Source organism: Mesorhizobium sp. M2A.F.Ca.ET.043.02.1.1 (assembly GCF_003952405.1).
Classification (GTDB): Bacteria; Pseudomonadota; Alphaproteobacteria; order Rhizobiales; family Rhizobiaceae; genus Mesorhizobium.
In genome coordinates this window covers 2,722,882-2,747,880 of record NZ_CP034445.1, presented here as the reverse complement: position 1 = coordinate 2,747,880, position 24,999 = coordinate 2,722,882, and the positions used below count along the sequence as shown (strand labels likewise).

Below are 24,999 nucleotides of genomic sequence, written 5' to 3'. Positions count from 1 at the left end.
AGGTAATTTGGAGAACAATTAATTGAAGAAAATTTCCGCTTCGGGCCTGACCTTCGGCATCTTCGATCATCTGGACGAAAACGGCGATGACATCGCACAACAATATGCAGATCGGCTGAGCCTAGCAGAAGCGTGCGATGGCTATGGCTTTTATGCGTATCATCTCGCCGAGCACCACTGTACGCCGCATGGCAGAGGTCCATCACCGAATTTGTTCTTAGCGAGCGTCGCCCAGCGAACCCGCAGTCTTCGTGTTGGTCCCATGGTAATGCTACTTGCGCTCTATCATCCGCTGCGTGCCTTCGAGGAGATCTGCATGCTTGATCAGTTGAGCGGCGGCAGGCTTGAACTCGGCATAGGGCGCGGCTCTGCTCCCACTGAATTGGGATACTTCGGGGTTGCTGTAGAAGCAGCACCAGAACAGTATGCGGAGGCCAGTGAGATTCTCATCAATGCGATGAAAGGCGGGACGCTTTCTTATCAGGGCCGCCACTTTGAGTTGAAAGATGTTCCGCTGACGTTGAGACCTCACCAATATCCCCATCCGCCGACATGGATCGCCACCAATCGACCCGAGCCGGCTAGCTGGGCCGCTGCGAATGGGGCAAACATCGCCTGCGTCGGACCTTCCACTTCTGTTCGCAGCGTTACCGACGCGTTCCGCGCCGCCCGAATTCACGATGCTGACATTGGCCAGCAAGCGCCATTTCTTGGATTGCTCCGAATGGTGGTGATAGGGCGTTCTGAAACAGATGCGTATTTGCTCGCAGCACCTGCCTATGAACGATGGCTCAATAGCTTCAAATTTCTATACGAACTAAATGCCATTTCCACTCCACCAAACTTGCCTTTGAACTTCGATGCAGCAATTGAAAGTGAATTGTGCGTCGTGGGAACGGCAGATTCTGTCCGAAAAGCTCTCCTTGATCAGCTGGAAGAGGCAGGTGCTAATTATCTTCTGTGTCAACTGGCATTTGGGGATTTGCCGCTGGATGCCTCACTATACACCGCATCGGCCATTCGATCCGAAATCATGGCTCGAGTTGCCGCATCGTGAATCCGTCGTGTGATTGGAGGAGCAGCGGCAGCGCTGCTCCTCATTGCGAAACGGTTGTGGGGGCCGGACTCCTGTCAGGTGTAAACCATTGGAGCACGTCCTATCTGATCCAGGTCATATCCTGCGGCTTTGAAGTAGTTGGCACATTCGGCTGGGGTGAAGAGGTCGACGACCGCGCCGAGGCCTTGCCCCTCTGATCTAATCCGGTTTGAAGTTCGTTCTGGCCCATCCAGAGGATCAGGACATGAAACGCAGCCGCTTCTCTGAAGAGCAGATCATCGGAATTTTGAAGAAACACGAGGCCGGGGTATCGGTTGGCGATCTGTGCCGCAAGCACGGGGTCAGCGACGCCTCGATCTACAATTGGAAGGCCCGCTTCGGCGGGATGGATGTCACCGAGGCTCGGCGACCTGAAGGGCTGGAGGACGAGAACACGCGCCTGAAGCGGCTTCTGGCCGACGCCATGCTCGACAATGCCGCGTTGAAGGACCTTGTGGGAAAGAAATGGTGACGCCCGCCGCCAAGCGGAAAGCTGTCGCTCGCCTGAAGGAAGGCTTCGGGATGAGCAAACGGCGGGCGTGTAAAGCCATCGGCTGTTGCCGCATGACGGTTCGCTACCAGACCAGCAGGCCGGACGACCGGGAGGTTCGCGAGCGGATGAAGGCGATCGCGCAGGAGCGTCGCCGGTTCGGCTACCGGCGTCTTCTCGTGATGCTGAGGCGGGAGGGCCTGGTCGTGAACCACAAGAAGCTGTTCCGGCTCTATCGGGAGGAGAAGCTCGCCGTTCGCCGCCGTGGCGGCCGCAAGCGGGCGATCGGGACCAGGGCGCCAATGCTGGTGCCGCTGAGGCCCGACGAGTGCTGGTCGCTCGACTTCGTATCGGACCAGCTCACCGACGGGCGCCGCTTCCGCATCCTGGCCGTCGTCGACGACTGCACGAGACAGTGCCTGGCACTCATCGTTGATACGTCTCTCTCGGGCATGCGGGTTGCCCGCGAATTGGACCGGCTCATCACTAGCGCGGCCGGCCCAGGATGATCGTCAGCGACAATGGCAGCGAGTTCACCTCGAACGCCATCCTCTCCTGGGCGGATCAGAACCGCGTCGAATGGCATTACATTGCGCCCGGCAAGCCGATGCAGAATGGCTTCATCGAGAGCTTCAACGGCCGACTGCGCGATGAACTGCTCAACGAGACGCTGTTCACCTCGCTGGCTCAGGCGCGCGTAGCCATCGCCCTGTGGCACGCCGACTACAACACCGCGCGGCCGCACTCCCAAATCGCCTGGCAGACCCCGGCCAAGTTCGCCAGCACCTTCAATCCGCGACGGTCGCTCGCGCTGCGCTATGCCAAAGGCTCCGCGCCAGCGCCCGTCGCTTCACCCGCCCAGCAGGGCACAACCCACGCCGGAAACGAACTCAAAACTGCTGGGGCAACGTCAGTCCCATAGAGCCTTGATGGTCGGCCTTTGCTCGCAGCAGCGCCTTAGGTTGGGCGAAGGCGTTCTCAATCGGATTGAAGTCGGGACTGTAGGGCGGCAGGTAGAGCAGGCTCGCCTGCGGCCTCAATCGCGCCGCGCAGGGTTCTCCAGGCGGATGTCGCCAATGTCAAATTTGCTGGCATCCATGTCGCCCTCGCTTTCTGGTTCGAGATCGGAAAATCGCCGAATAATCAGCACATCAACCTGCGCCTGAAGGAGCTCACTGCCACTTTCGGCTGGCGGGGTGTGCCGCCCCACAATTAGAATGTCAATTGTCGTGCCAACCGCACAAGCGAAGGCCAGAAAGCCAACATGTGTTCTGCGGCTTAATTAAGAGTCAGCCGATGTCGGCCGAACATCACCTTGTCTCGAAGTCGACGATCCGACAGCAGATTGCGAAAGTTGGCGCGATGCGAAACAAACTGCTGAAGCGCTCAACTTTTATTGATCACGCGTGTTGGACGCGACGCACTCCCGTTCCAATCGGGCTGAGCGCAAATTCTCCCGGTTCACAAAACTGAGTCGCTGGAGTAGTGGGGGCGCAGAGAAATCTCCGGTCGCAGCCTTACCCGGTCAAAACAAGGATACCAATGATGAAGACTCTCGCCGTCTGCTCTGGCGGATTGGACTCCGTTTCCCTTGCTCACATGGTGGCAGCGGAGCACGAACTCACCGGCCTTCTATCTTTCGACTATGGCCAACGGCACAGGAAGGAATTGGGCTTCGCCGCTCTTTGCGCGCAGCGACTGAAGGTCCCGCACCAGATCATCGACATCGGCGAAATTGGCCGTGGCCTTTCCGGCTCAGCGCTGACTAGCAGTATCGACGTGCCGGACGGCCACTACGCCGAAGACACGATGAAGATTACGGTGGTGCCGAACCGCAATGCCATCATGTTGGCAATCGCCTTCGGTCTCGCCGCCGCCCACAGCGCCGAAGCGGTGGCGGCGGCCGTGCATGGTGGGGACCATTTCATCTATCCCGATTGCCGTCCGGCCTTCATTGAAGCTTTCCAGACAATGCAAGACCGCGCGCTCGACGGCTATGCGCAGATACGCCTCTATGCACCGTATGTGAATCTCGGAAAAGCTGACATTGTTGCGGATGGCGCAAGATACGGCACCCCGTTTGCTGAGACCTGGTCCTGTTACAAGGGCGGCGTGCGTCACTGCGGACGATGCGGGACCTGCGTCGAGCGGCGCGAAGCGTTCCATCTCGCCGGGCACGCTGATCCCACCGACTACGAGGACGCCGATTTCTGGCTTGAGGCGCTGCGCAGGAGGCGCGCGTAATGTTCCACATCACCAAGGAATTCCACTTCTCGGCCTCGCATCAGCTCACCTCCTTGCCTCCCAACCATCAATGCGCGCGCCTGCACGGGCATAACTATGTCGTCGTAGTGGAGCTGTCGGCCAAGGAACTGGACGCCCACGGCTTCGTGCGCGACTATCACGATCTGGCGCCGCTCAAACGCTACATTGACGAGAGCTTCGACCATCGGCACCTCAACGACGTGCTGGGACATGAGAAGGTCACGGCGGAATGCCTGGCCAGACATTTCTATGAATGGTGCAAGGCACGTCTGCCGCAGACCGCGGCCGTGCGCGTTAGCGAAACACCGAAAACTTGGGCGGAATACCGTCCGTGACCGACATGCATCCCGCAATCCGTGTGAGCGAGATATTCGGGCCGACTATCCAGGGCGAGGGCGTGCTCATCGGCTTGCCGACGGTGTTCATCAGAACCGGCGGATGTGATTATCGCTGTTCATGGTGCGACAGCCTTCACGCGGTGGACAATCAGTATCGCCATGAATGGCTACCGATGCCGATCGATGCCGTGTGGCAAACCGTCCATGCGCTTTCCGGCGGCAGGCCGGTTATGGTCTCCTTGTCAGGCGGCAACCCGGCCATTCAGCCGTTCGGTCCCCTCATAGAACGCGGCCATCGCGAGGGCTATCGTTTTGCACTGGAAACGCAGGGTTCCGTGGTGAGGGAGTGGTTTGCGGATCTTGACGTGCTGACCCTTAGCCCAAAGCCGCCGTCCAGCGAGATGACCACCCGTTGGGCTGCGTTTGATGCATGCCTCGAAGCGGCGCAAGAGAAGCCGCAAATCGTGCTCAAGCTCGTCGTTTTCGACGAGAGTGACTATGCCTACGCCAAAGAAGTCGCGGCGAGATATCCGCACCTTCCGATCTATCTGCAACCCGGCAATCACACGCCGCCGCGCCCTGGCAGTGAAGACGCCTCTGTCGACTTGGACGGAATAATGATGCGAATGGAATGGCTTGTCGAAAGGGTGACTAGCGACAGGTGGTTCGAAGCCCGCGTGTTGCCGCAGCTGCACGTTCTGCTTTGGGGTAACAAGAGGGCGGTCTAGTCTGCGGCTTGCGTCGCACCGGAAGGCCGGGCTCCAACGGCTTGGCAGGCTCTCTTCGCGTGCCGAGTACAGCCGAGCTTTGTTCGCGTCAGCGGTCTCGCGATTGTGCGGCTGGAAACCGCCCGGACACCCCGCTGCCGGCGTGTGTCACCTTGACTCCGATGAGCTGTCGTCACGCAAAGTTGAAATCCGCAAGAACTGGCCTTCTCGCCCCACCTGCTCCGTCGCAAGCACGTCATCCCCTCATCCTTGTCCAGCTCTTATCGATGTATCTCATTGTCCGGCCTGACGCACGACTGTCAGCATGGGAATGCATCCATTGCGCAAATGCCTTCCATAAAGAAGATCGATTTCCTCACTGGCCCAACGTGAAATATAGCAACGTTTTCGTGGCGTGGGTCGGCTGCGTCGGGAGTAGCGATGAAAACGTATTAGGGTCGCCTGCGTCTCCTTGGGCAGCGAGTGTAAAGTATAGCGATGCGGCCTCCGGCGCGAACGGCAGCCGCGCAGTGATCACCTTCGCCTGTGCCTTTGCGGCGGGGGTCAAGCGCTGGTCTGCTCAAATTTTTTATCGTTTAGCTGGTTGAAACTGCTCCCGTTGCGGGCTGCAGAAGCCGGCCAGCCGAGAAACGGCAGCCGCACTTATGAAAGCACGCCAAGGCATGCGGGCATCTATCAGTTGCAAAGGACAATACTGGCCGCGCCGATTGGCCATCACGCGTCCATTAGGGCAGCCACCAACATCAGTTCGCAAGAGGAGCAAAAGTAATATGTATCGTCGTCACCTGATCAAAGGGTTGGTTGCGCTCGGCGCATGCCGGATTTGCGTTCAAGCCGCCCAAGCGACCAGTGCCCATTGGGGGTACACCGGTCCGGTCGGACCGGAGCACTGGGCTGATCTGGATAAGGAAAATTTCGTATGCTCTGCCGGCACGCAGCAATCGCCGATCAATATCAACAGCGCGGTCAAGGCGGATATCCCGCATATCGCCATCGGCTGGCACAAGGGCGGCGGCAATATGGTGAACAACGGCCACACCATTCAAATCAATATGCCACAAGGCAGCACGCTGACCCGCAGCGATCGTGTCTACGAACTGGTACAGTTCCATTTCCATGCGCCAAGCGAACATCACGTGGCGGGCAAGAGCTTCCCGATGGAGGTGCATTTCGTTCACAAGGACACGCAAAGTGGTACTCTGGGCGTGCTGGGCGTCTTTTTAACGCCCGGCGCGACAAATGCCAGCTTTGCTGCCCTTGCTGCGGCCTTTCCCGAACTGCCGAATGGGGAGGTGACGATCGACGAGGTGAATCCCAACTGGCTTCTGCCAGCCTCGCTTGGCTATTGGACTTATGAGGGCTCACTGACGACGCCGCCGTGCACCGAAAACGTCGAGTGGATGGTGGCGATGGAACCGGTTGACGTTGATCCGGCAGACATCCAGCGATTTGCCTCCCTCTACCCGTCGAACGCGCGCCCTATTCATTCACCCAATCGACGCTTCATCCTGCGCCAGAGTTGAGCGCCGCCCCAGCGGTTCCGCACGGTCCAACATTCTTGGCACAAGTTGGCGCGAAGCCTCCTCTTCCGGTCTGGCGGTCTGACGGCGCTCCCCAAGCTGGCTAGTCTAAATGATAGGGATTCGGTGCCGACACCACTCGTCCCAAAGACGTCGCGGCGAGGTTTGTCTGCAACCCGGCAATCACACGCCGCCCCGCCGTGGTAATGAAGACGTCTCTGTCGAGTCCGACGGAATATGATGCGCATGGAATCGCTGGTAGAAAAGGTGACCAGCGACAGGTGGTTCGAAGCCCGCGTCTTGCCGCAGCTGCACGTTCTACTCTGGGGTAACAAGAGGGTGGTGTATACCTTCTCCTAGCTTCGCCGCCAACTACTCGGTTTTCCGAATTGCTCTCTATATTCTTGAAGACGATGCGTTCGTTAAAGACATGTGCTGCGCACCTGGTGTAAAAGCTGCTCTCATCATGCAGAGGTCAAGCCAGTCGGGCTCATCCGAGGCTATGGCCGTGAGCACTGTTCAGTTCGGCAGAGAGGGCGCTTTTGTACACACTTTGCGATCGTGGCGGCCCCGTGGGCAGATCTGCAAGCTGCCGCGACACTAACCTCTCGAAGCCCGCCCGCCCGCCTGTTGATGCGTGTCTCCCAGTAAGATTCCTGTCCAAGAACGTGATAATCTTCTTGCCAGTGTTGTAGCTGATGTTGCCCTTGATGCCGCAGCCTACCGCGGCGGGACCAAACTCAATGGCAAGCAGGCCGGCTAGGATCGTGCAGCCAGTCGCGAGCCTCGCCCACAACGGGGTCTCACGCGCATGAGGGCGCCGACCATGGGTTCGGCGGTTCGTACGCGTATAACACGTATCTTTCTGAAAAAATCAATGCTCTCGGCTAAGCTACTGAATTATTTGGCTTCCATATAGCGCGTCGGCGGAACCAACTTGTAGACGGGCTATGAAAGGTTAAGCGCGGATGTCTATCGGCCGCCGGCGTTCCCGCTCTGTAAGCCTGCCTGAACTACCCGCGCCGCGGTCAAGCCCCAGGCTCCTGCTCATCCAGCGACCGCCCGATCAATGGCAGGCTGGAAAGACAAGAGCCGATGTCTTCCGATGGTCTCGCCATCAGCTTTGGGCTAACTTCCCCATTCTCCCGCTTCGAGCTCGACACACGGCGGTTTGGATGGCGCACGACAATCTGTGTCGGCTTTGTCGTGTCCGTGACAGACGCCTGAAAGGCCCGTTCGCGCGTTTTGCCGCCGTCTAAGCGGCTGGAATTTAATGACAAAGTTTTTTCTGGGATCGGCCGATCACGCTGGTACGCTTTTTGCGATGCTTGGTGTGAGGCGGCACGAGCTGCCTATCGGCACTTGTGTCGCGGGCAGTCGCGATGATTAGAACGAAGGAAGGAAAGCTATTATGTCAGGTCTGCGTCAGATCGCCTTTTACGGAAAAGGCGGCATCGGCAAGTCCACCACGTCCCAAAATACGCTCGCTGCCCTTGTCGACCTCGGGCAGAGAATCCTCATCGTAGGATGCGACCCCAAAGCCGATTCCACACGCTTGATCCTGAATTCGAAAGCTCAGGATACCGTCCTGGATCTCGCCGCACAGGAAGGTTCGGTGGAAGACCTCGAACTCCAGGACGTGCTCAAGGTGGGCTACAGAGGCATCAAGTGCGTGGAGTCCGGCGGCCCCGAGCCGGGTGTCGGTTGCGCCGGCCGCGGCGTCATCACCTCGATCAATTTCCTCGAGGAGAATGGCGCTTATGACGATGTCGATTATGTCTCCTATGACGTCCTCGGCGACGTGGTATGCGGCGGCTTCGCCATGCCGATCCGCGAAGGCAAGGCCCAGGAGATCTATATCGTCATGTCCGGCGAGATGATGGCGCTCTATGCCGCCAACAACATCGCCAAGGGCATCCTCAAATATGCCCATTCGGGCGGTGTGCGGCTGGGCGGGCTGATCTGCAATGAACGTCAAACCGACCGCGAACTCGATCTGGCCGAAGCACTGGCTGGCCGATTGAATTCCAAGCTCATCCACTTCGTGCCCCGCGACAACATCGTCCAACATGCCGAACTCAGGAAGATGTCGGTGATCCAGTACGCGCCGGACTCAAAGCAGGCAGGGGAATACCGCGCTCTGGCCGAGAAGATCCACGCCAATTCGGGCCAGGGTACGATCCCGACGCCGATCACCATGGAGGAGCTGGAGGAGATGCTGCTCGACTTCGGCATCATGAAGACCGACGAGCAGATGCTTGCCGAGCTTCACTCCAAGGAAGCGGCGAAGGCGGCGGCCCAGTAGTGACATTAGCGCTGCCATGAATCGGCGCGCCTTGCAGAGAACGGCGCCTATTCTTTGAGGCGTCACCCAACCTTGAAAGGGGGACTCATGAGCCGGGAATACGAGAATGACGGTGCTCTTCATGCGAAGCTTATCGAAGAGGTGCTGTCGCATTATCCCGACAAGGCGGCGAAGCGCCGCAAGAAGCACCTCAACGTCGCAAAGAGCGGCAACGAGGCTGGCGGGGAAAGCGAGGTCCTTTCCGAATGCGACGTCAAATCGAACATCAAGTCCATTCCCGGGGTGATGACGATTCGCGGCTGTGCATATGCTGGTTCGAAAGGCGTGGTGTGGGGGCCAGTCAAGGATATGGTCCATATCTCGCACGGCCCGGTCGGCTGCGGCCAATATTCTTGGTCGCAGCGCCGCAACTACTACGTCGGTACAACGGGCGTCGACACGTTCGGGACAATGCAGTTCACCTCCGATTTCCAGGAGAAGGACATCGTCTTCGGCGGCGACAAGAAGCTGGAACAGATCATTGACGAGATTGAAGTCTTGTTTCCGCTCAACAACGGCATCACCGTGCAGTCCGAATGCCCTATCGGCCTGATTGGCGATGACACCGAGGCCGTTTCTCGCAAAAAGACCAAGGAGTATGACAAGACGATCGTGCCGGTACGCTGCGAGGGCTTCCGCGGCGTCTCGCAGTCGCTTGGCCACCACATCGCCAATGATGCAATCCGGGATTGGGTCTTCGACAAAAAGGATGTCAAGTTCGAGGCCGGCCCCTACGACGTCAACGTCATCGGCGACTACAATATCGGCGGCGATGCCTGGGCCTCGCGCATACTGCTTGAGGAGATAGGGCTGCGCGTGGTTGGCAACTGGTCGGGTGACGCCACACTCGCAGAGATCGAGCGCGCCCCGAAGGCTAAGCTCAATCTTATCCACTGCTACCGGTCGATGAATTACATCTGTCGGCATATGGAGGAAAAGTATGGCGTCGCCTGGATGGAGTACAATTTCTTCGGTCCCTCCCAGATCGAAGCCTCTCTGCGCAACATAGCCAAGCATTTTGGGCCGGAAATCGAGGAGAAGACCGAAAAGGTCATTGCCAAGTACAGGCCGCTTGTTGATGCGGTCATCGCCAAGTACCTGTCGCGCCTGGAAGGAAATACCGTGATGCTCTATGTGGGCGGCCTGCGCCCCCGCCACGTCGTCACGGCCTACGAGGACCTCGGCATGGTCATCGTGGGCACCGGCTATGAATTCGCCCACAGCGACGACTATCAGCGCACCGGCCACTACGTGAAGAACGGCACGCTGATCTACGATGACGTGACCGGCTATGAGTTGGAGAAATTCATCGAAGGGATTCGCCCAAATCTGGTCGGCTCGGGAATCAAAGAAAAATACCCGGTGCAGAAGATGGGCATACCGTTCCGCCAGATGCATTCCTGGGATTATTCAGGCCCGTATCACGGCTACGATGGCTTTGCCATTTTCGCACGTGATGTGGATCTCGCCATTAACAACCCGGTCTGGGACCTATTCCACGCGCCTTGGAAAAGAAGCCGGGGCGATGAGCGGGCGATGGCTGCCGAATAAACATTTGCTTCAGCCCCAGTCTCCCACTGAGACGGTGAACTCCCGCGGCCTCTGATCCGCCGGAGCCTGGAACGTCTTGACGTCCTGAGCTGCCGTCCCGCGCAGCCAGATGCAAAAGAGGTAATCATCATGCCGCAGTCGGCTGAAAAAATTCTCGATCACGCTCCCCTGTTCCGCGAGCCGGAATACAGAAAGATGCTCGCTGAGAAGAAGCTAAACTTCGAATGTCCGCACCCCGATGAAATCATTTCCGATCAGCGCGATTTCACCCAGACGTGGGAATACCGCGAAAAGAACCTCGCCCGCAAAGCGCTTGTCGTGAACCCGGCCAAGGCCTGCCAGCCGCTGGGTGCGGTATTCGCTGCCGCCGGCTTCGAGCGAACCATGTCCTTCGTCCACGGCAGCCAAGGTTGCGTCGCCTATTACCGCTCGCACCTGTCGCGCCATTTCAAGGAGCCTGCCGCGGCGGTCTCCTCCTCAATGACCGAGGATGCGGCGGTGTTTGGCGGCCTGAAGAACATGGTCGACGGGCTCGCCAACACCTACCAGCTCTACGACCCCAAGATGATTGCCGTGTCGACGACCTGTATGGCAGAGGTCATTGGCGACGACCTGCACAGCTTCATCCAGAACGCCAAGGACGAAGATTCAGTCCCGCGCGACTTCGACGTGCCCTTTGCCCACACCCCGGCCTTCGTTGGCAGTCATGTCGACGGCTATGACAACATGGTCAAAGGCATTTTGGAGCACTTCTGGAAAGGTCAGGAGCGTACGCAAATCGAAGGAACCATCAACATCATTCCGGGCTTCGACGGCTTCTGCGTCGGCAACAACCGGGAGCTCAAGCGCCTGCTCGATGTAATGGGCGTGTCCTATACATTGATCCAGGATGCCTCTGACCAGTTCGATACGCCTTCGGACGGTGAATACCGCATGTATGACGGGGGCACGAAGATCAACGAGGTGAAGAAGGCCCTCAACGCCGAGGCAACGCTTTCGCTGCAGCATCACAACACCCGAAAGACACTGGGCTATTGCGAGGAGGTCGGGCAGGCGACGGCCTCGTTCCACTATCCGCTCGGCGTTCAGGCGACGGACGAATTCCTGATGGAGGTCGCGGCGATTTCCGGCAAGGAGATTCCCGAGGCAATTCGCCTCGAGCGCGGCCGACTGGTAGACGCCATGGCGGACAGCCAATCCTGGTTGCATGGTAAGAAATACGCCATCTACGGTGATCCCGACTTCGTTCACGCAATGGCCCGCTTTGTCATGGAGACCGGCGGCGAGCCAACCCATTGCCTCGCCACCAATGGCACCTCGGCATGGGAAGCCGATTTGAAGAAGCTGCTAGCATCCTCGCCTTTCGGCAAGGCTGCCCAGGTTTGGGCGGGCAAGGACCTGTGGGCGCTGCGCTCACTGCTCTTTACCGAGCCGGTGGACCTTTTGATCGGCAATTCCTACGGCAAGTACCTGGAGCGCGACACCGGAACACCGCTGATCCGGCTGATGTTTCCGATCTTCGATCGGCACCATCATCACCGCTTTGCGCTCTTTGGCTACCAGGGAGCGTTGCGCGTGCTGACGACGATCCTCGACAAGATCTTCGACAAACTCGATCGCGAGACGAGCGAGACGGGTGTGACGGATTATTCCTATGACCTCACGCGCTAAGAGCCGTGGCCGGCTTTTCGCCGAGGCCATTCCTTGCCCAATGGACTGGGGAGGCTGAGCAATGTCCTCCCTCAGCGCCAAAATCAAGGACGCCTTCGATGAGCCCGCCTGCGATAAGAACCGTGGCAAAGATGCCAAGGCGCGCAAGGAGGGCTGCTCGAAGTCGCTGACACCAGGGGCGGCAGCCGGCGGCTGCGCCTTTGACGGAGCCAAGATCGTCCTGCAGCCGATCACCGACGTTGCGCATCTGGTCCATGCGCCGCTCGCCTGCGAGGGCAATTCTTGGGACAACCGTGGTGCGGTTTCGTCAGGGCCGACCTTGTGGCGGACAAGCTTCACGACCGACCTCACCGAACTCGACCTTGTGATGGGGCAGGGCGAGCGGAAACTCTTCAAGGCGATCCGCGAGATCAAGCACACATACGCGCCGCCGGCGATCTTCGTCTACTCGACTTGCGTAACGGCGCTGATCGGTGACGACATCGAGGCCGTGTGCAAACGCGCCACGGAAAAGTTCGGTTTGGCCGTGGTGCCGATCAATGCGCCTGGCCTGGCAGGCTCCAAGAACCTCGGCAATAAGCTCGCCGCCGAGGCGTTGCTCGATCATGTCATCGGCACGGTCGAACCCGACGACCCCGGACCCTACGACATCAACATCCTTGGCGAATTCAACCTCTCGGGCGAATTCTGGCTTGTAAAGCCGCTCCTCGATCGGCTCGGGATCCGGGTGCGCGCCTGCATTCCCGGCGATGCGCGTTACCGCGACATTGCTTCCGCGCACCGCGCCCGGGCGGCAATGATGGTGTGCTCGACCGCGCTGATCAGTCTTGCCCGCAAGATGGAGGAGCGCTGGGACATCCCGTTCTTCGAGGGCTCCTTCTATGGCATCTCCGACACATCGCAAGCTCTTCGAAACCTTGTCAGGCTGCTGGTGAGGAAGGGCGCCGATCCGGAGATCCTCGAGCGCACAGAGACGCTGATCGCGCAGCAGGAGGCGATCGCGTGGAAGAAACTCGAATCCTACCGGCAAAGGCTCCAAGGCAAGCGCGTGCTGCTCAACACAGGCGGTGTGAAGTCCTGGTCGGTTGTCCATGCGCTGATGGAGATCGGAATCGAGATCGTCGGCACCTCGATCAAGAAATCTACGGTGCAGGACAAGGAGCGCATCAAACAAGTTCTCAAGCACGACAAGCACATGTTCGAATCCATGGCTGCGAGCGAGCTGTACGCCATGCTCTCTGAACACAGGGCCGATATCATGCTGTCGGGCGGTCGCACGCAATTCATTGCGCTCAAGGCCAAGACGCCCTGGCTCGATATCAACCAGGAGCGCCAGCATCCTTATGCCGGCTATGACGGCATGGTGGAACTCGTACGCCAGATCGACCTCGCCATTCACAATCCGATCTGGTCTCAGGTGCGCCAGCCGGCCCCGTGGGATTGCCAGCCTGAGCTGATAGGCGAATTGCCGTGCACGAGGAACGAGACCGCGTACCTGTTTGATGAATTCGCCTGCGCGACGGCACACGAGTGTTGAGGCGACCGATGGCCCGCATCCTTCCCCAGAGCAAATCGGCGGCAGTCAACCCGCTGAAGTCGTCGCAGCCGCTGGGTGCCGCCTTTGCCTTTCTTGGCGTCGACGGTGCGATGCCGCTGTTCCACGGCAGCCAAGGCTGCACAAGCTTTGCGCTCGTTCTCTTCGTGCGGCACTTCAAAGAAGCGATTCCCTTGCAGACTACGGCGATGGATGAGGTGGCGACCATCCTCGGCGCAGCCGACCATCTGGAAGAGGCGATCCTCAACCTCAAGAACCGCACGAAGCCAACGCTGATCGGGGTGTGCACGACCGCGCTGGTGGAGACGCGTGGCGAAGATTGCGCGGGTGATATTGCCAACATCATGCGGAAGCACACGCAACAGCTTGCGGGTACGGAGGTCGTGCTGGCCAACACGCCGGATTTTGACGGCGCGATCGAAGAGGGCTGGGCCAAGGCAGTCACCGCAATGATCGAAGGGATTACGCGCTCGGGCGAACGGGCGCGGCACCCGAAGAAGATCGCAATCCTGCCCGGATGCAACCTCTCTATCGCCGACATCGAGCATATGCGGGACATGGTTGAAAGCTTTGGGCTCAAGCCGGTTATTCTGCCCGACATTTCAGGCTCGCTCGACGGTACGGTTCCTGACCGCTGGGTAGCGACCACATACGGCGGCACCAGCGTCGAAGACATTCGCGAGTTGGGCACGGCCATGCAATGCATCGCCATCGGTGAGCACATGCGCCGCCCGGCGAAAGCGCTGCACGGGTTGACCGGCGTGCCTTACGTGTTGTTCCAGTCACTGACTGGGCTGCAGGACACGGACCGCTTCGTGTCGCTGCTGTCTGCGATTTCGGGCGCGGCGGTACCGGCCCGCGTGCGCCGGCGCCGGGCGCAATTGCAGGACGCGATGCTCGACGGACATTTCCATTTCGGCGGCAAGAAAATTGCCATCGCTGCCGAACCAGACCAGCTGTTCCAACTTGCGACCTTCTTTGCTGGCCTCGGCTCCGAGATAGCCGCGGCCGTCACAACGACCGACAGGTCTAAAATTCTCGAGAAAGTCCCGGCGGTTTCGGTTCAGATCGGCGATCTCGGCGATCTGGAAAGTCTTGCCGTCGGTGCTGACCTGCTTGTCACGCATTCGCACGGGCGCCAAGCATCGGAGCGGCTCCGAATTCCGCTCATGCGCATCGGGTTCCCGGTCTTCGATCGACTAGGCAGCCAGCACAAGCTCGCAATTCTCTATCAGGGCACCCGCGACATGATCTTCGAGGTCGCCAGCATCTTCCAGGCCAACCAACACGCGCCCACTCCTGAGGCGCTTGATCCACTCCGTAATCGAGAAATATCACGATGAACGCTGTTCGCCGCCTCTCGCTGGTCAGTAGTGAGGTTTTCGCCCCGATGCCTGAACGACGTAAGGGCGCATTGCGCGTTGCGATCGCCACTCAGGACATGCAGGACCTCAACGCCCATTTCGGGTCGGCCAGGCGCTTTGCTGTCTACGACGTGACGCGCGAGGAATGGAATCTCGTAGAAGCCGTGGCCTTCGATGACGTGTCCGATGAAAGCGGGGAGCATCGGGCCGAGCGCGATGATCGCATCACGCCAAAGGTGGATGCGCTCAAGGGCTGTCAGATCCTGTTTTGTCTGGCAATTGGCGGCCCTTCGGCAGCCAAGCTTGTCGCGGCAAAAATCCACCCGATCAAAGTGGCGGAGCCCCAATCGATCCCACAGGTGCTCTTGCGCACGCAGATGATGCTCAGGACGTGTCCTCCGCCTTGGCTGCGCAAGGTGCTGGCGCGAGCGGGCATTGCCGAAAAGAAACCGTCCTTCGAGGACGAGGACTGAAAAGAGGAGGACGCCAATGCCTGACCCCGCAATCCCCCCAGCTGTCGCCGAAGACGAGGCGGCTCTTTGCACCCCGTTCGTCAAATGCCTCGTGCGGCTGATCCGTTCTCAGGATTCCTATGGCTCGTGGGAACGCAAAGCGGACGCTGAGCTGCTGGGCGACTTCATCATTACCAAGGAACAGCGCCGAGGGATCCCAATCATCGGAGATCCCGATCCCGACGTGCTGTGGAGGCTCGACAAGTACTACGCCGCCATCGGGCTTGCGATCGAGGAGCGCTGCGGCCTTATGGCATCGCCGATGATCCAGGTGAGCCATGAGGGTTTTGGTCGGGTGCTTTTCACGACCGGACGGCTGGTCGTTTTGTCCAAAACGCTGCGCGATGTCCACCGGTTTGGCTTCGAGACGCTCCTGAAGCTCGCCACGGCCGGTACGAAGCTGGTCGACGATGCGATTTCAGTCATCGAAACCTTTCCCCACGTGGCGCTGGCATGATGGGCGCGATTTTCGAGAAAGGCCATCATGACGGACCCGAGAAACTATGTTGGCCAGTCCCCTCGATCCAGGGACTCGAGGCCGACCAGGTTGTTGGGGTATCGCCGATGAAGAAGCCGCTGGTCCTGATCTGCTCGCAAGATGCCGAGTTCTATCTGCTCTACAGCCACATACTGGAGGTTGACGGTTTCAGCAGTGAGACGGCAGACGGCGCGAAGGCTGCGCTGGCCTTGGCCGAACAACGGGAGCTTCAGGCCGTAGTGCTGGATTGCGACCCAGCCAGCATAAACGGGTCCGCAATTTGCGCCCACCTCAAGCGGGAACCGCGCACCACCGACCTGCCTATCATCGCCCTGATCGCGCCTGGCGCCGAGCACCAGCACCTCGATCTCTTGAAGGCAGGCGTTGAGAGCTTTGTGCGGCCGGTGGCTCCGGCCAAGCTGCTCGACTGCCTGCGGGCGAGGCTCGGGCTGACCAAGCGTGGTCCGAACGGGGTTGAAAACGACAGTTGGATTTGTTGTGGAGGCCTGGAGATGAAGCTCGATGCCCATCGGGTTCGCGGTAATGGCCACGACATCCATCTCGGACGGATCGATTTCAACGTGCTGCGGCTTATGATTGAGGCCCCCGGCAAGGTCTTCAGCCGGGACGAGCTTATCGGGGCGGCCTGGCTGCCCAACATTCATGTCGGTGCACGCACCGTCGATGTCCATATCAGCCGAATCAGGAGGGCGCTGAAAACGGCCTTGCCCGGCAGCGTCATTCGCACCGTCAGGTCGGCCGGCTACTCGCTCGAGAAGCCGGACGACTGAAATCGGTGATCGAACGTGGTGCCGCTCTCTCTTCCTCCTGAGAGCGGTGTTGCCGCTTTGAGGCGCTCCTAACGAAGACCAGGAGAAGCAGGCAAATGGAATTTAAAAGCATATTCAGTGTGACGGGTGCTGATCATTCTGATGAGGACCTCACAACAGCTGCCGGACTGTGTGCCGAGGTCGGCGCGCACCTATCGGTACTCATTATACCGCCTCCATTGCTCTTGATGTTGTCTCCGCCCCCCGAATGGAATACAGGACGTGCACAGGCAATTGCAGTACCGAACTATCGATTTCAGCAAATCGAGAAATTTTCACAGGACGTGACCAGAATGGAAAGACGGTCCGCGGATATCCTCAAAAGGCTGAAAGCTATGTCGCTTTCCTGTGACGTTGACACCGACTATTGCGATCCGGCTAGCCTCGGTGAAGTGGCACGACAGCGGGCGCTCTGCGCTGACCTGACGATCGTTGGAGGAGACCTCCTCAACGATGAGACTCTCGGACCTCCTGTTGTCAACGGCTGCTTGTTCGATAGCGGAAAGCCGGTGCTCATCGTGCCGAAGGGCGTTAAGGCGACGCTGTCGCCTCGACGCGTGCTGGTCGGCTGGGATTCGCGTGTAGAGGCCTCGCGTGCGGTTCGGGAAGCTCTTAGTATCCTATCCGCTGCCAAGGAAGTCTGTGTCGCTATGGTCGATCCAAAGGCGCAAAACAACGGGAAAGGCGCGCAGTCTGGAGCTGACATCGCTGCCTATCTTACTCGGCACGGTGCTCGGGTCTCCGTTGACCTGCTTAAGAGCGCCGGCAAATCGGCGGGCACAGTGCTGACCCAGCACGCGAACGACATCTGTGCTGACATGATGGTTATGGGTGCTTATGGCAGCCGTGGGCTGCGTGAGCGGATTTTCGGCGGTCCGCCGAGCTGGAGCTTTGGGAAGACCACATTGCCGCTGTTTTTGGCTCGCTGATCAGCTCCGTAGGAACACCGATCAGGTCGTAGGACCGCCAACCAGTCCGAAGTCGTCGTCGGTTACCGGTCGGATTGCGGAGACATGGCTGGATCCGCGAACATCTTGCGACGCTTGTCAGAGCCAAACCGGACGCCTCGACTGCTTCACGACGCTCTCGTGAACCAACTCGTGCGAGATCGTCCGCAACGGGCAGTAAAGACGAACGGCTGCAGCAGACCGCAGCCAAGCCACAGGGCGGGTGTACCAGGAGACCCCGCCTCGTGCGCGAACCCTGTTGGAAGGCCCCTTATCAGTACCCGGACGCGCGTCAAATCGGCGGCTGTCCCTGTCAGCCTGCGGTGTGCAAGGGCCGCTGCCGCGGAGCTTCCCCTGCCCGATCGTCGGGCGTGCGACAATGTCGGATTCCAGACGAGCTGGAACTGCGCGAACTCGTTGGTTTGACAGGTCTTTATCCGGCACGCCGCATGCATGGGAGTCTCCGAAAGCATTAAGAGCCGTTATCCATGGTTACGCCCCTCGAAAGAAAGAGCCGCTTCCGTCGTGGCAGGGAAACAGCCACTCCTGGGGTGGAGGCCGGCGCTAGAAGCCGCCGTAAGATCCGGAAGAGCCGCGCGACAGCATCACACACTTTCCTTCTGCTCTTGGGTTCGGATCACGCCGCGCCGCTGTCGATGCCGCCGACATTGAGCCCAAGACCTGGAAGGCGGCACACGCTTTTGCTGTCCTCTCAGTCGGGACCGCGGCTCAAGCATGCCTGTGAGGTTCGCATTGCTCAATGCCCGGCAATCGACGTCAACATGCCGCTGAGTTGGAAAACACTCCTAGAGGAGTAAGGATAAGTGGACCTCTTTTGTATTGGTGTGGGTGCTGGACCATCTAATTTGAGCCTTGCGTGTCAGATACAGGAAGAGATTGCGCAAGGGGCACTGTTCCTGGACCGGGAGGTCGATTTCCGAGGACATCCAGGCAGCGCTTTCGATTGCGCGGAGCTCCAGGTCGGCCACTTCCAGGATCTGGTTACTCTGGTCAATCCGCGATCAGCCTACACATTCGTAAACTACCTCCACGAGAACGGGCGTCTTTACAATTTCCTCAATGCGCAATTTCACGGGGTGCTTAGAGCCGAGTTCGCCCAATATCTCAACTGGGCGTTCCAGAAGAATCCGCTTGTCCGTGGCGGCGAGGCCGTTCGCGAAATCCGCTTTGACGGCGAGTTTCGCGTGCGGACGGACAACGCGGTCCTTGATGCAAGAAACCTCGTCATCGACATAGGCAAGCAGGCGCAAATTCCGCCTCAGTTTCATGGCTGGACTGGACCCAACCTGTTCCACTCATCTGAGTTGGCCCACATCAATCCTGAGGTGCAAAAAAAGCATGTCTGCGTTGTTGGCGGCGGACAGTCGGGAGCCGAGCTGCTACTGCACCTTGTCGGCCGGCCGAAAGAACGGCGGCCCGCGGCGATCACATGGGTCTTGACGCGCGAGATGCCTTTCGACGACCACGCGTTCACAAACGGGCTGTTCACGCCATGCTTCTCGGATCGTTTTGCTGCGATGAGCGAGGTGCATCGACAGCTGTTCCTGCGGCGTTTCGCGCTTGCCTCCGAGGGCATTTCAGAAAGCAAGTTGCGCGCGGTCTATCAGGCGCTCTACCACCACGCCTTTCTCGAGCCACACCAATGCGAGATCACATTGCGGCCAAGTTGCAACGTGTCGCGCTGCATCAATGCCGGAGCAGGGCACAGGCTCACGCTGCAACGCGGCTTGGACAACATCGGAGAAGTAACCGCCGATATCGTCATCCTGGCCACCGGGTACGAGAAACCGCTGCCGGGTTTCCTAGAACCGATCGCAGATCGCCTCGAACAGATCGGCAATGAGCTCGCCATCGGCGAGGATTTTTCGGTGTACTGGGACGGACCGCGAGACCGACGCCTTTTCGTTCAGAACGCCTGCCTTGGACAGCGCGGGCTGGCTGATCCGAACTTTGGGCTGCTGGCCTGGCGAGCGCGCCGCATCCTTGACAGCCTTCTGCGGCGCGCGCCATGCGCCAATCCCGAGCATCTAGGGTTCATCAACCGTCCCTTGACGGAGTGCTGGCCCGACCTCGGAGTCGAACAAATGGGCAGCGGGATATGATTCGTCGATATTGATGATCGGCGGTGGCATTCAGGAAAGATTTCCGCCTCTGGCGGCAAAAGCGGGACGAGCAATATTCCTACGGCGTCAGATCGCTCTGCTCGCGCTTGAGCAAGGTAGCGTCGCGCGACTCCTGCTTGGCGTGAAACAGCAAAGGGCATTCAATCACGATGCAGCTTTACGTGCTGTCGGGCTCAACGCCACGTGGATCGAGCCCAACGCCGCCGTTGGCAACCGCGACGCGAATTATGACGCCGGGCCACATGCGGCGGTGGCTGCAAGGGTACCGAGCCTCTCCCGCACTTTCGACCCCATCGCCGAAGTGCGACTACTCCAGGACGCCGAAGCCGGTCTTATCGCCAGCGGGCCAGCCAAACTCTCACCTTCCTAAACGGCAGCCGCTAAGGTGAGCCGTCGAAAGCCGACATTCAGGTTAACGTCAGCTGGCCGTGTTAGGGCTCGCTTATTCAAGGCGGTACCGGCGCTTGCCGAAGCTAAGAAGGGTTGGCATGCCCTTTGCCGTGCTTGATGTGCGGCAACACGGTGAGAGCTCCGCTGAAGCAAGCGAGAGGGAGCAATGCCCTCGAGACCGTGTCCGATTTTGACTGGAAAATATTCCGCGACAAAAGAGACGAAAGGTGTGGAATGACTTTGGACACCAAGATGGAACTGCGTATGGGGTCCCCGGCTCCTGCGCTGAAAGTGGAGAACTGGCTGCGTGGCGAGCCCCTCACGAGCCTTCGGCCCGGCAAGGTCTACCTCGTTGAATTTTGGGCGACTTGGTGCCGACCATGTGTCCACGCCATGCCCCATTTGATCGAACTGCAGGAGAAATATAAAGACAGCGGATTTGAGATTATCGGAGTCGCAGCTTGCGAAAAGGCTGCAACCGCGGACGAAGCGCGGACCAACGTGGATGCCTGGCTGACCGAGAAGTTCCCGAATCTGAATTATCGGACAGCGTTCGATTGCACTGGCGAAATGAAAAAGCTCTGGCTGGAACCCAGCTCTTCGTTCGGGATTCCCACCTCGTTCGTGGTCGACCGCGACGGCCACATCGCTTATATCGGCCACCCGGCACCTCTCGATGACGTTTTGCCGAAAGTCCTTAACGGCAGCTGGCGCAGCAGCTATGAAGCGAAAGCCGTCGATGCAAAGCGAATCTCGCGTGTGCGCGAATCGTCGCTGAGTCAGCCGATATACGCCAAACTTGGGCCGGCGATGCAGGACGAGGATTGGGCAGCGGCACTATTGGCCATCGAAGAAGGCCTCGCCGTGATGCCAGACTCTTTTGATTTTCGGCGGGTTCATGCGGATATTCTGCTTCACAAGCTGCGCGACATCAAAACCGGCTTGCCGCTTATGCGCGAATTGGTCGAGGACGCGATCAACAAAAAGTTCGAAGCGATGTCTTGGGTGGTGATGGCGCTGAACCAACTCTTCCATCCCACGATCGACAACTCCCATCTTCCGCATGATGATCGCTTTGCGATGGGCAAGGAGCTCTCCGAACAGATCCTGGAACTTAATCCTCCGCAAGGCGATGGAGACTTTAAATTCGGGTGTTACTTTCCGGTCGCTCAGTATTATTACGAGAGCGGCAACAAGGACCGGGCGATCGAGTTGATCGAGGTGGCAATCAAATCGCTGGACCATTCGGAGCCAGTGCCGGACCAAACCAAACAGCGCTACCTCACCTCGTTGCTCCAAGCCCTGGCCAACTACACGGGTGAGCCTGCCTGTCACGCGGGTCTCTGTGTGGCTCCGCAAAACAAGACTTCCGAAACTCAAAACGCTGTCACTTCCTGAGCAAGGATCGCGAAGGGCATGACAATTGGAATTGAACACCGGCAAATCCGCCCGCCCAGGCGCACTTCGCAGCAATAACGTCGATGCCGCAAAAGTGCGCGGCTTGCGGCAGGTGGAATTTCCATTGCGTTTACCTCGGGTCGAACCGCGGCGCAGGCGTTCGCGCCGCGGTGAAAGGTCTCGCATTGGTGGACGTGCTCGAGGTCGGCCACGGGACACTGTTGCGTGGGATCGGCTCGCCCAAGCCATTCCCCGCCCACGCAAGCGCCCGAACCACACATCGCAGAAAAAGAGATCGTCCTTCAAGAGGAGTACTGAAATTGGGGAAAAGCGAAATTCCTCATGAACCGGTTGGCCCTGCTGTCCACGGGGACGGCGAGGCCCTTGCTTCCCCGTTCGTCAAATGCCTCCTGCGGCTCATTCGTACTCAGGATTCCTTCGGCTTATGGGAAGGCCATTCGGATGCCGAGCTGCTGGCCGAGTTCATCATCACCAAGCAACAGCAACGTGCGGTACCCTTTGGCGGCGATCCCGATCCTGACGCGCTGTGGAGGCTCGACATGTTTTACACCGCCGTAGCGCTTGCGATCGAGGAGCGCTCCGGCGTGTCGACGTCGCCGACAATAGAAATGAAACCCGTGGGGGCTTCCGGCGGTTGGGCGTTCTGTCGAGACGTCCACCGGTTCGGCTTCGAGACTTTCCGCAAACTTGCTGAGGCCGGTACGAAACTGGTCGACGATGCGACTGCAGCCATTGAAGCCTAGCCCGAGATGGAGCGCATCAAGAAACCATTGTTCCAGGAAGGATCTATGTCAGACCTAGATAGGATGAGGAAAAAAGTCTGAAAGCTCCAGTTGCGTGCAGCTATTGCCAAGATGGCATTGCAGGACCTCGTCGAGGGTCTGCCGGGCAAGTGGGCCGACATACAGGAAGTCGCCGAGAAAACCCAAGCCGTTTATGCCGAGTTGGATGTTGCCAAGAGAGAACTCGCTTCAATGAAGAATTTAGGATGATGCGCACATTCACCACCCGTGACGGCTCCATTTGGATGCCGTCGTACCTGACCTCCATCGACAGCAAGACCTGCATCGGCTGCTGCCGTTGTTTCAAGGTCTGCTCGCGCGATGTCATGCATCTTCACGGCGTTGATGATGCGGGTGAAATCCTCGGCCCCTGCGATGACGAGGACGATGATGACGGCAAGCTCAATCGCATGATCATGGTTGTCGATGATGCCGGCCGCTGCATCGGCTGCGGAGCCTGCGGCCGCGTCTGCCCCAAGAACTGCCAGACGCATGTTGCGGCCGACGGGCTCGCAACATGATCTGGCGAAAACCAGGGGAGCGGCGTGCACTTCATCTTTTTGTCGGCTCGTGGGGCTGGTCCTGTGCAGCAATGCGTCGATGGTTTACTTCGCTTTGGATTCGCTCCGTGTGGCAGTCGTCACGACGCTGGCCTGTTCGCTGCTGCTTCAGGCCGGCTACTTCGGCCGCTGATCTGGCAGTCCTCTAGCCGCGCTCGTGGAACTCGCCACAGGGGCCAGCATGCCGATGGTTACAGGAAAGCTCGGGTACCAGTCGTCTGACTCTGATCAACTGCGGAATGCAATTTTCAGCTGTGTCCCGGCTTGGTCGAATGCCCAGCATGTGCTGCTGCTTTGATGCGCGGATGACAGGATCAGTGCTCAGACCCACACCAATTTTGGTCACCCTCTGATGACTGAGCTGATCGTATAGGGAATCTGTGTTCGGCTAACACGCGACCACATTCGGTGTCCTTAGGCCGGGAGATGCGGGTGGTTGGTCGATTAGGCACATAAAAGTCATCGCAGCACGCTGGATGCGGTGTGCTTGTCGCAATGACAAACTCGGTGCTGCACTACCGGACTTCTGCACCCGCTTCGAAAGACGGGTGTCTTTGATCACACATACCCCTGGGCTGACCGGTGCGTAGCCGGTTCAGGTACTTTTTTGCTGGAGATAGCATGCTGGAAAAATTCGAACGTTATCCGCTCACCTTTGGACCCACGCCGATCGAGAGGCTCGACCGCCTCGGCAAGCATCTGGGCGACAAGGTGGAAATCTACGTCAAACGCGAGGACTGCAACTCCGGTCTCGCGTTCGGCGGAAACAAGCTGCGCAAGCTCGAATACATTGTGCCCGACGCGATCGCGTCAGATGCCGATACGCTCGTCACAATCGGTGGCGTGCAGTCCAACCATACGCGCATGGTCGCTGCGGTCGCCGCCAAGATCGGCATGAAATGCCTCCTGGTCCAGGAGAGCTGGGTCCCACATGATGATGCTGTCTACGACCGGGTCGGCAATATCCTCTTGAGCCGCATCATGGGGGCAGAGGTGCGCCTGGTTGACGAGGGCTTTGACATCGGCATCCGCCGCAGCTGGGAAAAGGCACTTTATGAAGTCAAGGCAAGGGGCGGCAGGCCATATGCGATACCTGCCGGCGCCTCTGTCCACAAATACGGCGGCCTGGGCTATGTGGGGTTCGCTGAGGAGGTGCGTGCCCAGGAAGAGCAGCTTGGGTTTGCCTTCGACTATATCGTCGTCTGTACGGTGACTGGTTCAACCCACGGCGGCATGCTCGTCGGGTTCGCCAAGGATGGTCGACAGCGCAACGTGATCGGTATCGATGCCTCCGCCATGCCCGCCAAGACCAAGGCGCAGGTGCTTGGCATCGCCCAAAATACAGCGAAGCTCGTCCACCTCGGAGCGGAAATTGTCGAGGCAGACGTGGTGTTGTTCATGGACTACGCGTACCCGGGTTATGGCGTTCCATCGGAGGAAACCAAAGAGGCAATCCGTTTGTGCGCGCGGCTCGAGGGCATGATTACCGACCCCGTTTACGAGGGCAAATCGATGCAAGGGATGATCGACCTCGTCCAGAGGGGCTTCTTTCCACAGGGATCGAGGGTCCTCTACGCACATCTAGGCGGCGCGCCGGCGATCAACGGGTACGGCTACACCTTTCGCAACGGCTGACGTTCGGCAGTCTGCGATTCCGCGGTCGCGCTCGAACGTGGGTAGGGAGCGTCGTTCGAGCGCTTGGCTGGAGAAGTGGAGGCAGCGACGGGCATCCACTAATTGGTACCATTACGTGCTGTCGGGGCTCAACGCCACGCGGATTGAGCGCATGCCGCCGTTGGCAACCGCGAGGCGAATTTTGACTCCGGGGCAAGAATCCACACGCGGCGGTGGCGGCACGAGGACCAAGCCGGCGAGTTCGCGCTTTCGAACTGGCGCCAAACTGCCACTGCTCGAGGACCGAGGCCAGTCTAATCACAGGCGAGCCGTCCAAGCTCTCAAGAGTGATAGGGCGAAACCCGACAGCGGCAGAAGACATGTCGGGTTCACGACAATCG

The 24,999-nt window shown here is 59.1% G+C and carries 22 protein-coding genes and 3 pseudogenes; 24 read left to right on the top strand and 1 reads right to left on the bottom strand.

The features are described 5' to 3' along the window. Positions 1-22 precede the first annotated feature (22 nt). Complete coding sequence (locus EJ068_RS13010; protein WP_095484287.1) at positions 23-1,057, top strand: LLM class flavin-dependent oxidoreductase; 1,035 nt, start codon at positions 23-25, stop codon at positions 1,055-1,057. Positions 1,058-1,301: 244 nt separating this feature from the next. Then, positions 1,302-2,508 (top strand): annotated as a pseudogene (locus EJ068_RS13005) (IS3 family transposase). Between the two features lie 13 nt (positions 2,509-2,521). Here the strand turns inward: EJ068_RS13005 and EJ068_RS13000 are convergent. Then, a pseudogene (locus EJ068_RS13000) lies at positions 2,522-2,639 on the bottom strand (transposase); the annotation flags it as partial. Between the two features lie 492 nt (positions 2,640-3,131). Between EJ068_RS13000 and queC the strand changes: the two are divergent. The 22 genes and pseudogenes from queC (at position 3,132) to EJ068_RS12890 (ending at position 24,619) form a co-directional block, all read left to right on the top strand. Next, complete coding sequence (gene queC / locus EJ068_RS12995) at positions 3,132-3,830, top strand: 7-cyano-7-deazaguanine synthase QueC (protein ID WP_063170389.1); 699 nt, start codon at positions 3,132-3,134, stop codon at positions 3,828-3,830. Continuing rightward, positions 3,830-4,186: a 6-carboxytetrahydropterin synthase QueD gene (gene queD, locus EJ068_RS12990; protein WP_126063824.1), complete on the top strand. Its 357-nt coding sequence runs from the start codon at positions 3,830-3,832 to the stop codon at positions 4,184-4,186. Before queC ends, queD begins: the two co-directional genes overlap by 1 nt. 5 nt (positions 4,187-4,191) lie before the next feature. Then, complete coding sequence (gene queE / locus EJ068_RS12985) at positions 4,192-4,917, top strand: 7-carboxy-7-deazaguanine synthase QueE (RefSeq protein ID WP_164752747.1); 726 nt, start codon at positions 4,192-4,194, stop codon at positions 4,915-4,917. A gap of 770 nt (positions 4,918-5,687) precedes the next feature. Then, complete coding sequence (locus EJ068_RS12980; protein ID WP_126063825.1) at positions 5,688-6,440, top strand: carbonic anhydrase; 753 nt, start codon at positions 5,688-5,690, stop codon at positions 6,438-6,440. Positions 6,441-6,600: 160 nt separating this feature from the next. Further along, positions 6,601-6,797, top strand: a pseudogene (locus EJ068_RS33260) (7-carboxy-7-deazaguanine synthase QueE); the annotation flags it as partial. Between the two features lie 1,051 nt (positions 6,798-7,848). Then, complete coding sequence (gene nifH, locus EJ068_RS12970; protein ID WP_024505261.1) at positions 7,849-8,742, top strand: nitrogenase iron protein; 894 nt, start codon at positions 7,849-7,851, stop codon at positions 8,740-8,742. 87 nt (positions 8,743-8,829) lie between these two features. Further along, entirely contained in the window at positions 8,830-10,332 is a 1,503-nt protein-coding gene (nifD, locus tag EJ068_RS12965; RefSeq protein WP_024505262.1) for a nitrogenase molybdenum-iron protein alpha chain, read from the top strand. Positions 10,333-10,461: 129 nt separating this feature from the next. Then, entirely contained in the window at positions 10,462-12,003 is a 1,542-nt protein-coding gene (nifK, locus tag EJ068_RS12960; protein ID WP_126063826.1) for a nitrogenase molybdenum-iron protein subunit beta, read from the top strand. Between the two features lie 61 nt (positions 12,004-12,064). Further along, a complete protein-coding gene (gene nifE, locus EJ068_RS12955; protein ID WP_095489376.1) occupies positions 12,065-13,540 on the top strand; it encodes a nitrogenase iron-molybdenum cofactor biosynthesis protein NifE in 1,476 nt (491 codons plus the stop codon). A gap of 8 nt (positions 13,541-13,548) precedes the next feature. Continuing rightward, positions 13,549-14,901 (top strand): nitrogenase iron-molybdenum cofactor biosynthesis protein NifN, encoded by a 1,353-nt coding sequence (nifN, locus tag EJ068_RS12950; protein WP_126063827.1) that lies wholly within the window; start codon positions 13,549-13,551, stop codon positions 14,899-14,901. Further along, entirely contained in the window at positions 14,898-15,395 is a 498-nt protein-coding gene (gene nifX, locus EJ068_RS12945) for a nitrogen fixation protein NifX (protein WP_063169371.1), read from the top strand. Before nifN ends, nifX begins: the two co-directional genes overlap by 4 nt. Before the next feature lie 16 nt (positions 15,396-15,411). Continuing rightward, positions 15,412-15,891, top strand: a complete 480-nt coding sequence (locus EJ068_RS12940; RefSeq protein ID WP_024505267.1) for a NifX-associated nitrogen fixation protein — start codon at positions 15,412-15,414, stop codon at positions 15,889-15,891. A 107-nt stretch (positions 15,892-15,998) separates the two neighbouring features. Further along, positions 15,999-16,703: a response regulator transcription factor gene (locus EJ068_RS12935; RefSeq protein ID WP_224571202.1), complete on the top strand. Its 705-nt coding sequence runs from the start codon at positions 15,999-16,001 to the stop codon at positions 16,701-16,703. 95 nt (positions 16,704-16,798) lie between these two features. After that, positions 16,799-17,671 carry a universal stress protein gene (locus EJ068_RS12930; RefSeq protein ID WP_126087041.1) on the top strand — a complete coding sequence of 291 codons (873 nt, stop codon included), beginning with the start codon at positions 16,799-16,801 and terminating at the stop codon, positions 17,669-17,671. 842 nt (positions 17,672-18,513) lie between these two features. Next, positions 18,514-19,812, top strand: a complete 1,299-nt coding sequence (locus EJ068_RS12925) for a SidA/IucD/PvdA family monooxygenase (protein WP_063169368.1) — start codon at positions 18,514-18,516, stop codon at positions 19,810-19,812. Positions 19,813-19,825: 13 nt separating this feature from the next. Continuing rightward, a complete protein-coding gene (locus EJ068_RS12920) occupies positions 19,826-20,203 on the top strand; it encodes a hypothetical protein (protein ID WP_024505270.1) in 378 nt (125 codons plus the stop codon). Between the two features lie 254 nt (positions 20,204-20,457). Beyond that, positions 20,458-21,621 (top strand): TlpA disulfide reductase family protein, encoded by a 1,164-nt coding sequence (locus EJ068_RS12915; RefSeq protein ID WP_245438181.1) that lies wholly within the window; start codon positions 20,458-20,460, stop codon positions 21,619-21,621. Positions 21,622-21,941: 320 nt separating this feature from the next. Beyond that, a complete protein-coding gene (locus EJ068_RS12910; protein ID WP_245458601.1) occupies positions 21,942-22,385 on the top strand; it encodes a DUF269 domain-containing protein in 444 nt (147 codons plus the stop codon). A 90-nt stretch (positions 22,386-22,475) separates the two neighbouring features. Then, positions 22,476-22,634 (top strand): CCE_0567 family metalloprotein, encoded by a 159-nt coding sequence (locus EJ068_RS12905; protein WP_224571204.1) that lies wholly within the window; start codon positions 22,476-22,478, stop codon positions 22,632-22,634. Further along, positions 22,631-22,945 (top strand): ferredoxin III, nif-specific, encoded by a 315-nt coding sequence (gene fdxB / locus EJ068_RS12900; protein ID WP_189512635.1) that lies wholly within the window; start codon positions 22,631-22,633, stop codon positions 22,943-22,945. The genes EJ068_RS12905 and fdxB overlap by 4 nt, the downstream gene beginning before the upstream one ends. Continuing rightward, positions 22,851-23,117, top strand: coding sequence for an exopolysaccharide production repressor protein (locus tag EJ068_RS33835; RefSeq protein WP_348639312.1), 267 nt, complete (start codon positions 22,851-22,853; stop codon positions 23,115-23,117). Before fdxB ends, EJ068_RS33835 begins: the two co-directional genes overlap by 95 nt. A gap of 488 nt (positions 23,118-23,605) precedes the next feature. After that, the gene (locus tag EJ068_RS12890) at positions 23,606-24,619 is read left to right on the top strand and encodes a 1-aminocyclopropane-1-carboxylate deaminase (RefSeq protein WP_024505903.1); all 1,014 of its coding nucleotides are present in this window, start codon (positions 23,606-23,608) and stop codon (positions 24,617-24,619) included. Positions 24,620-24,999 lie beyond the last annotated feature (380 nt).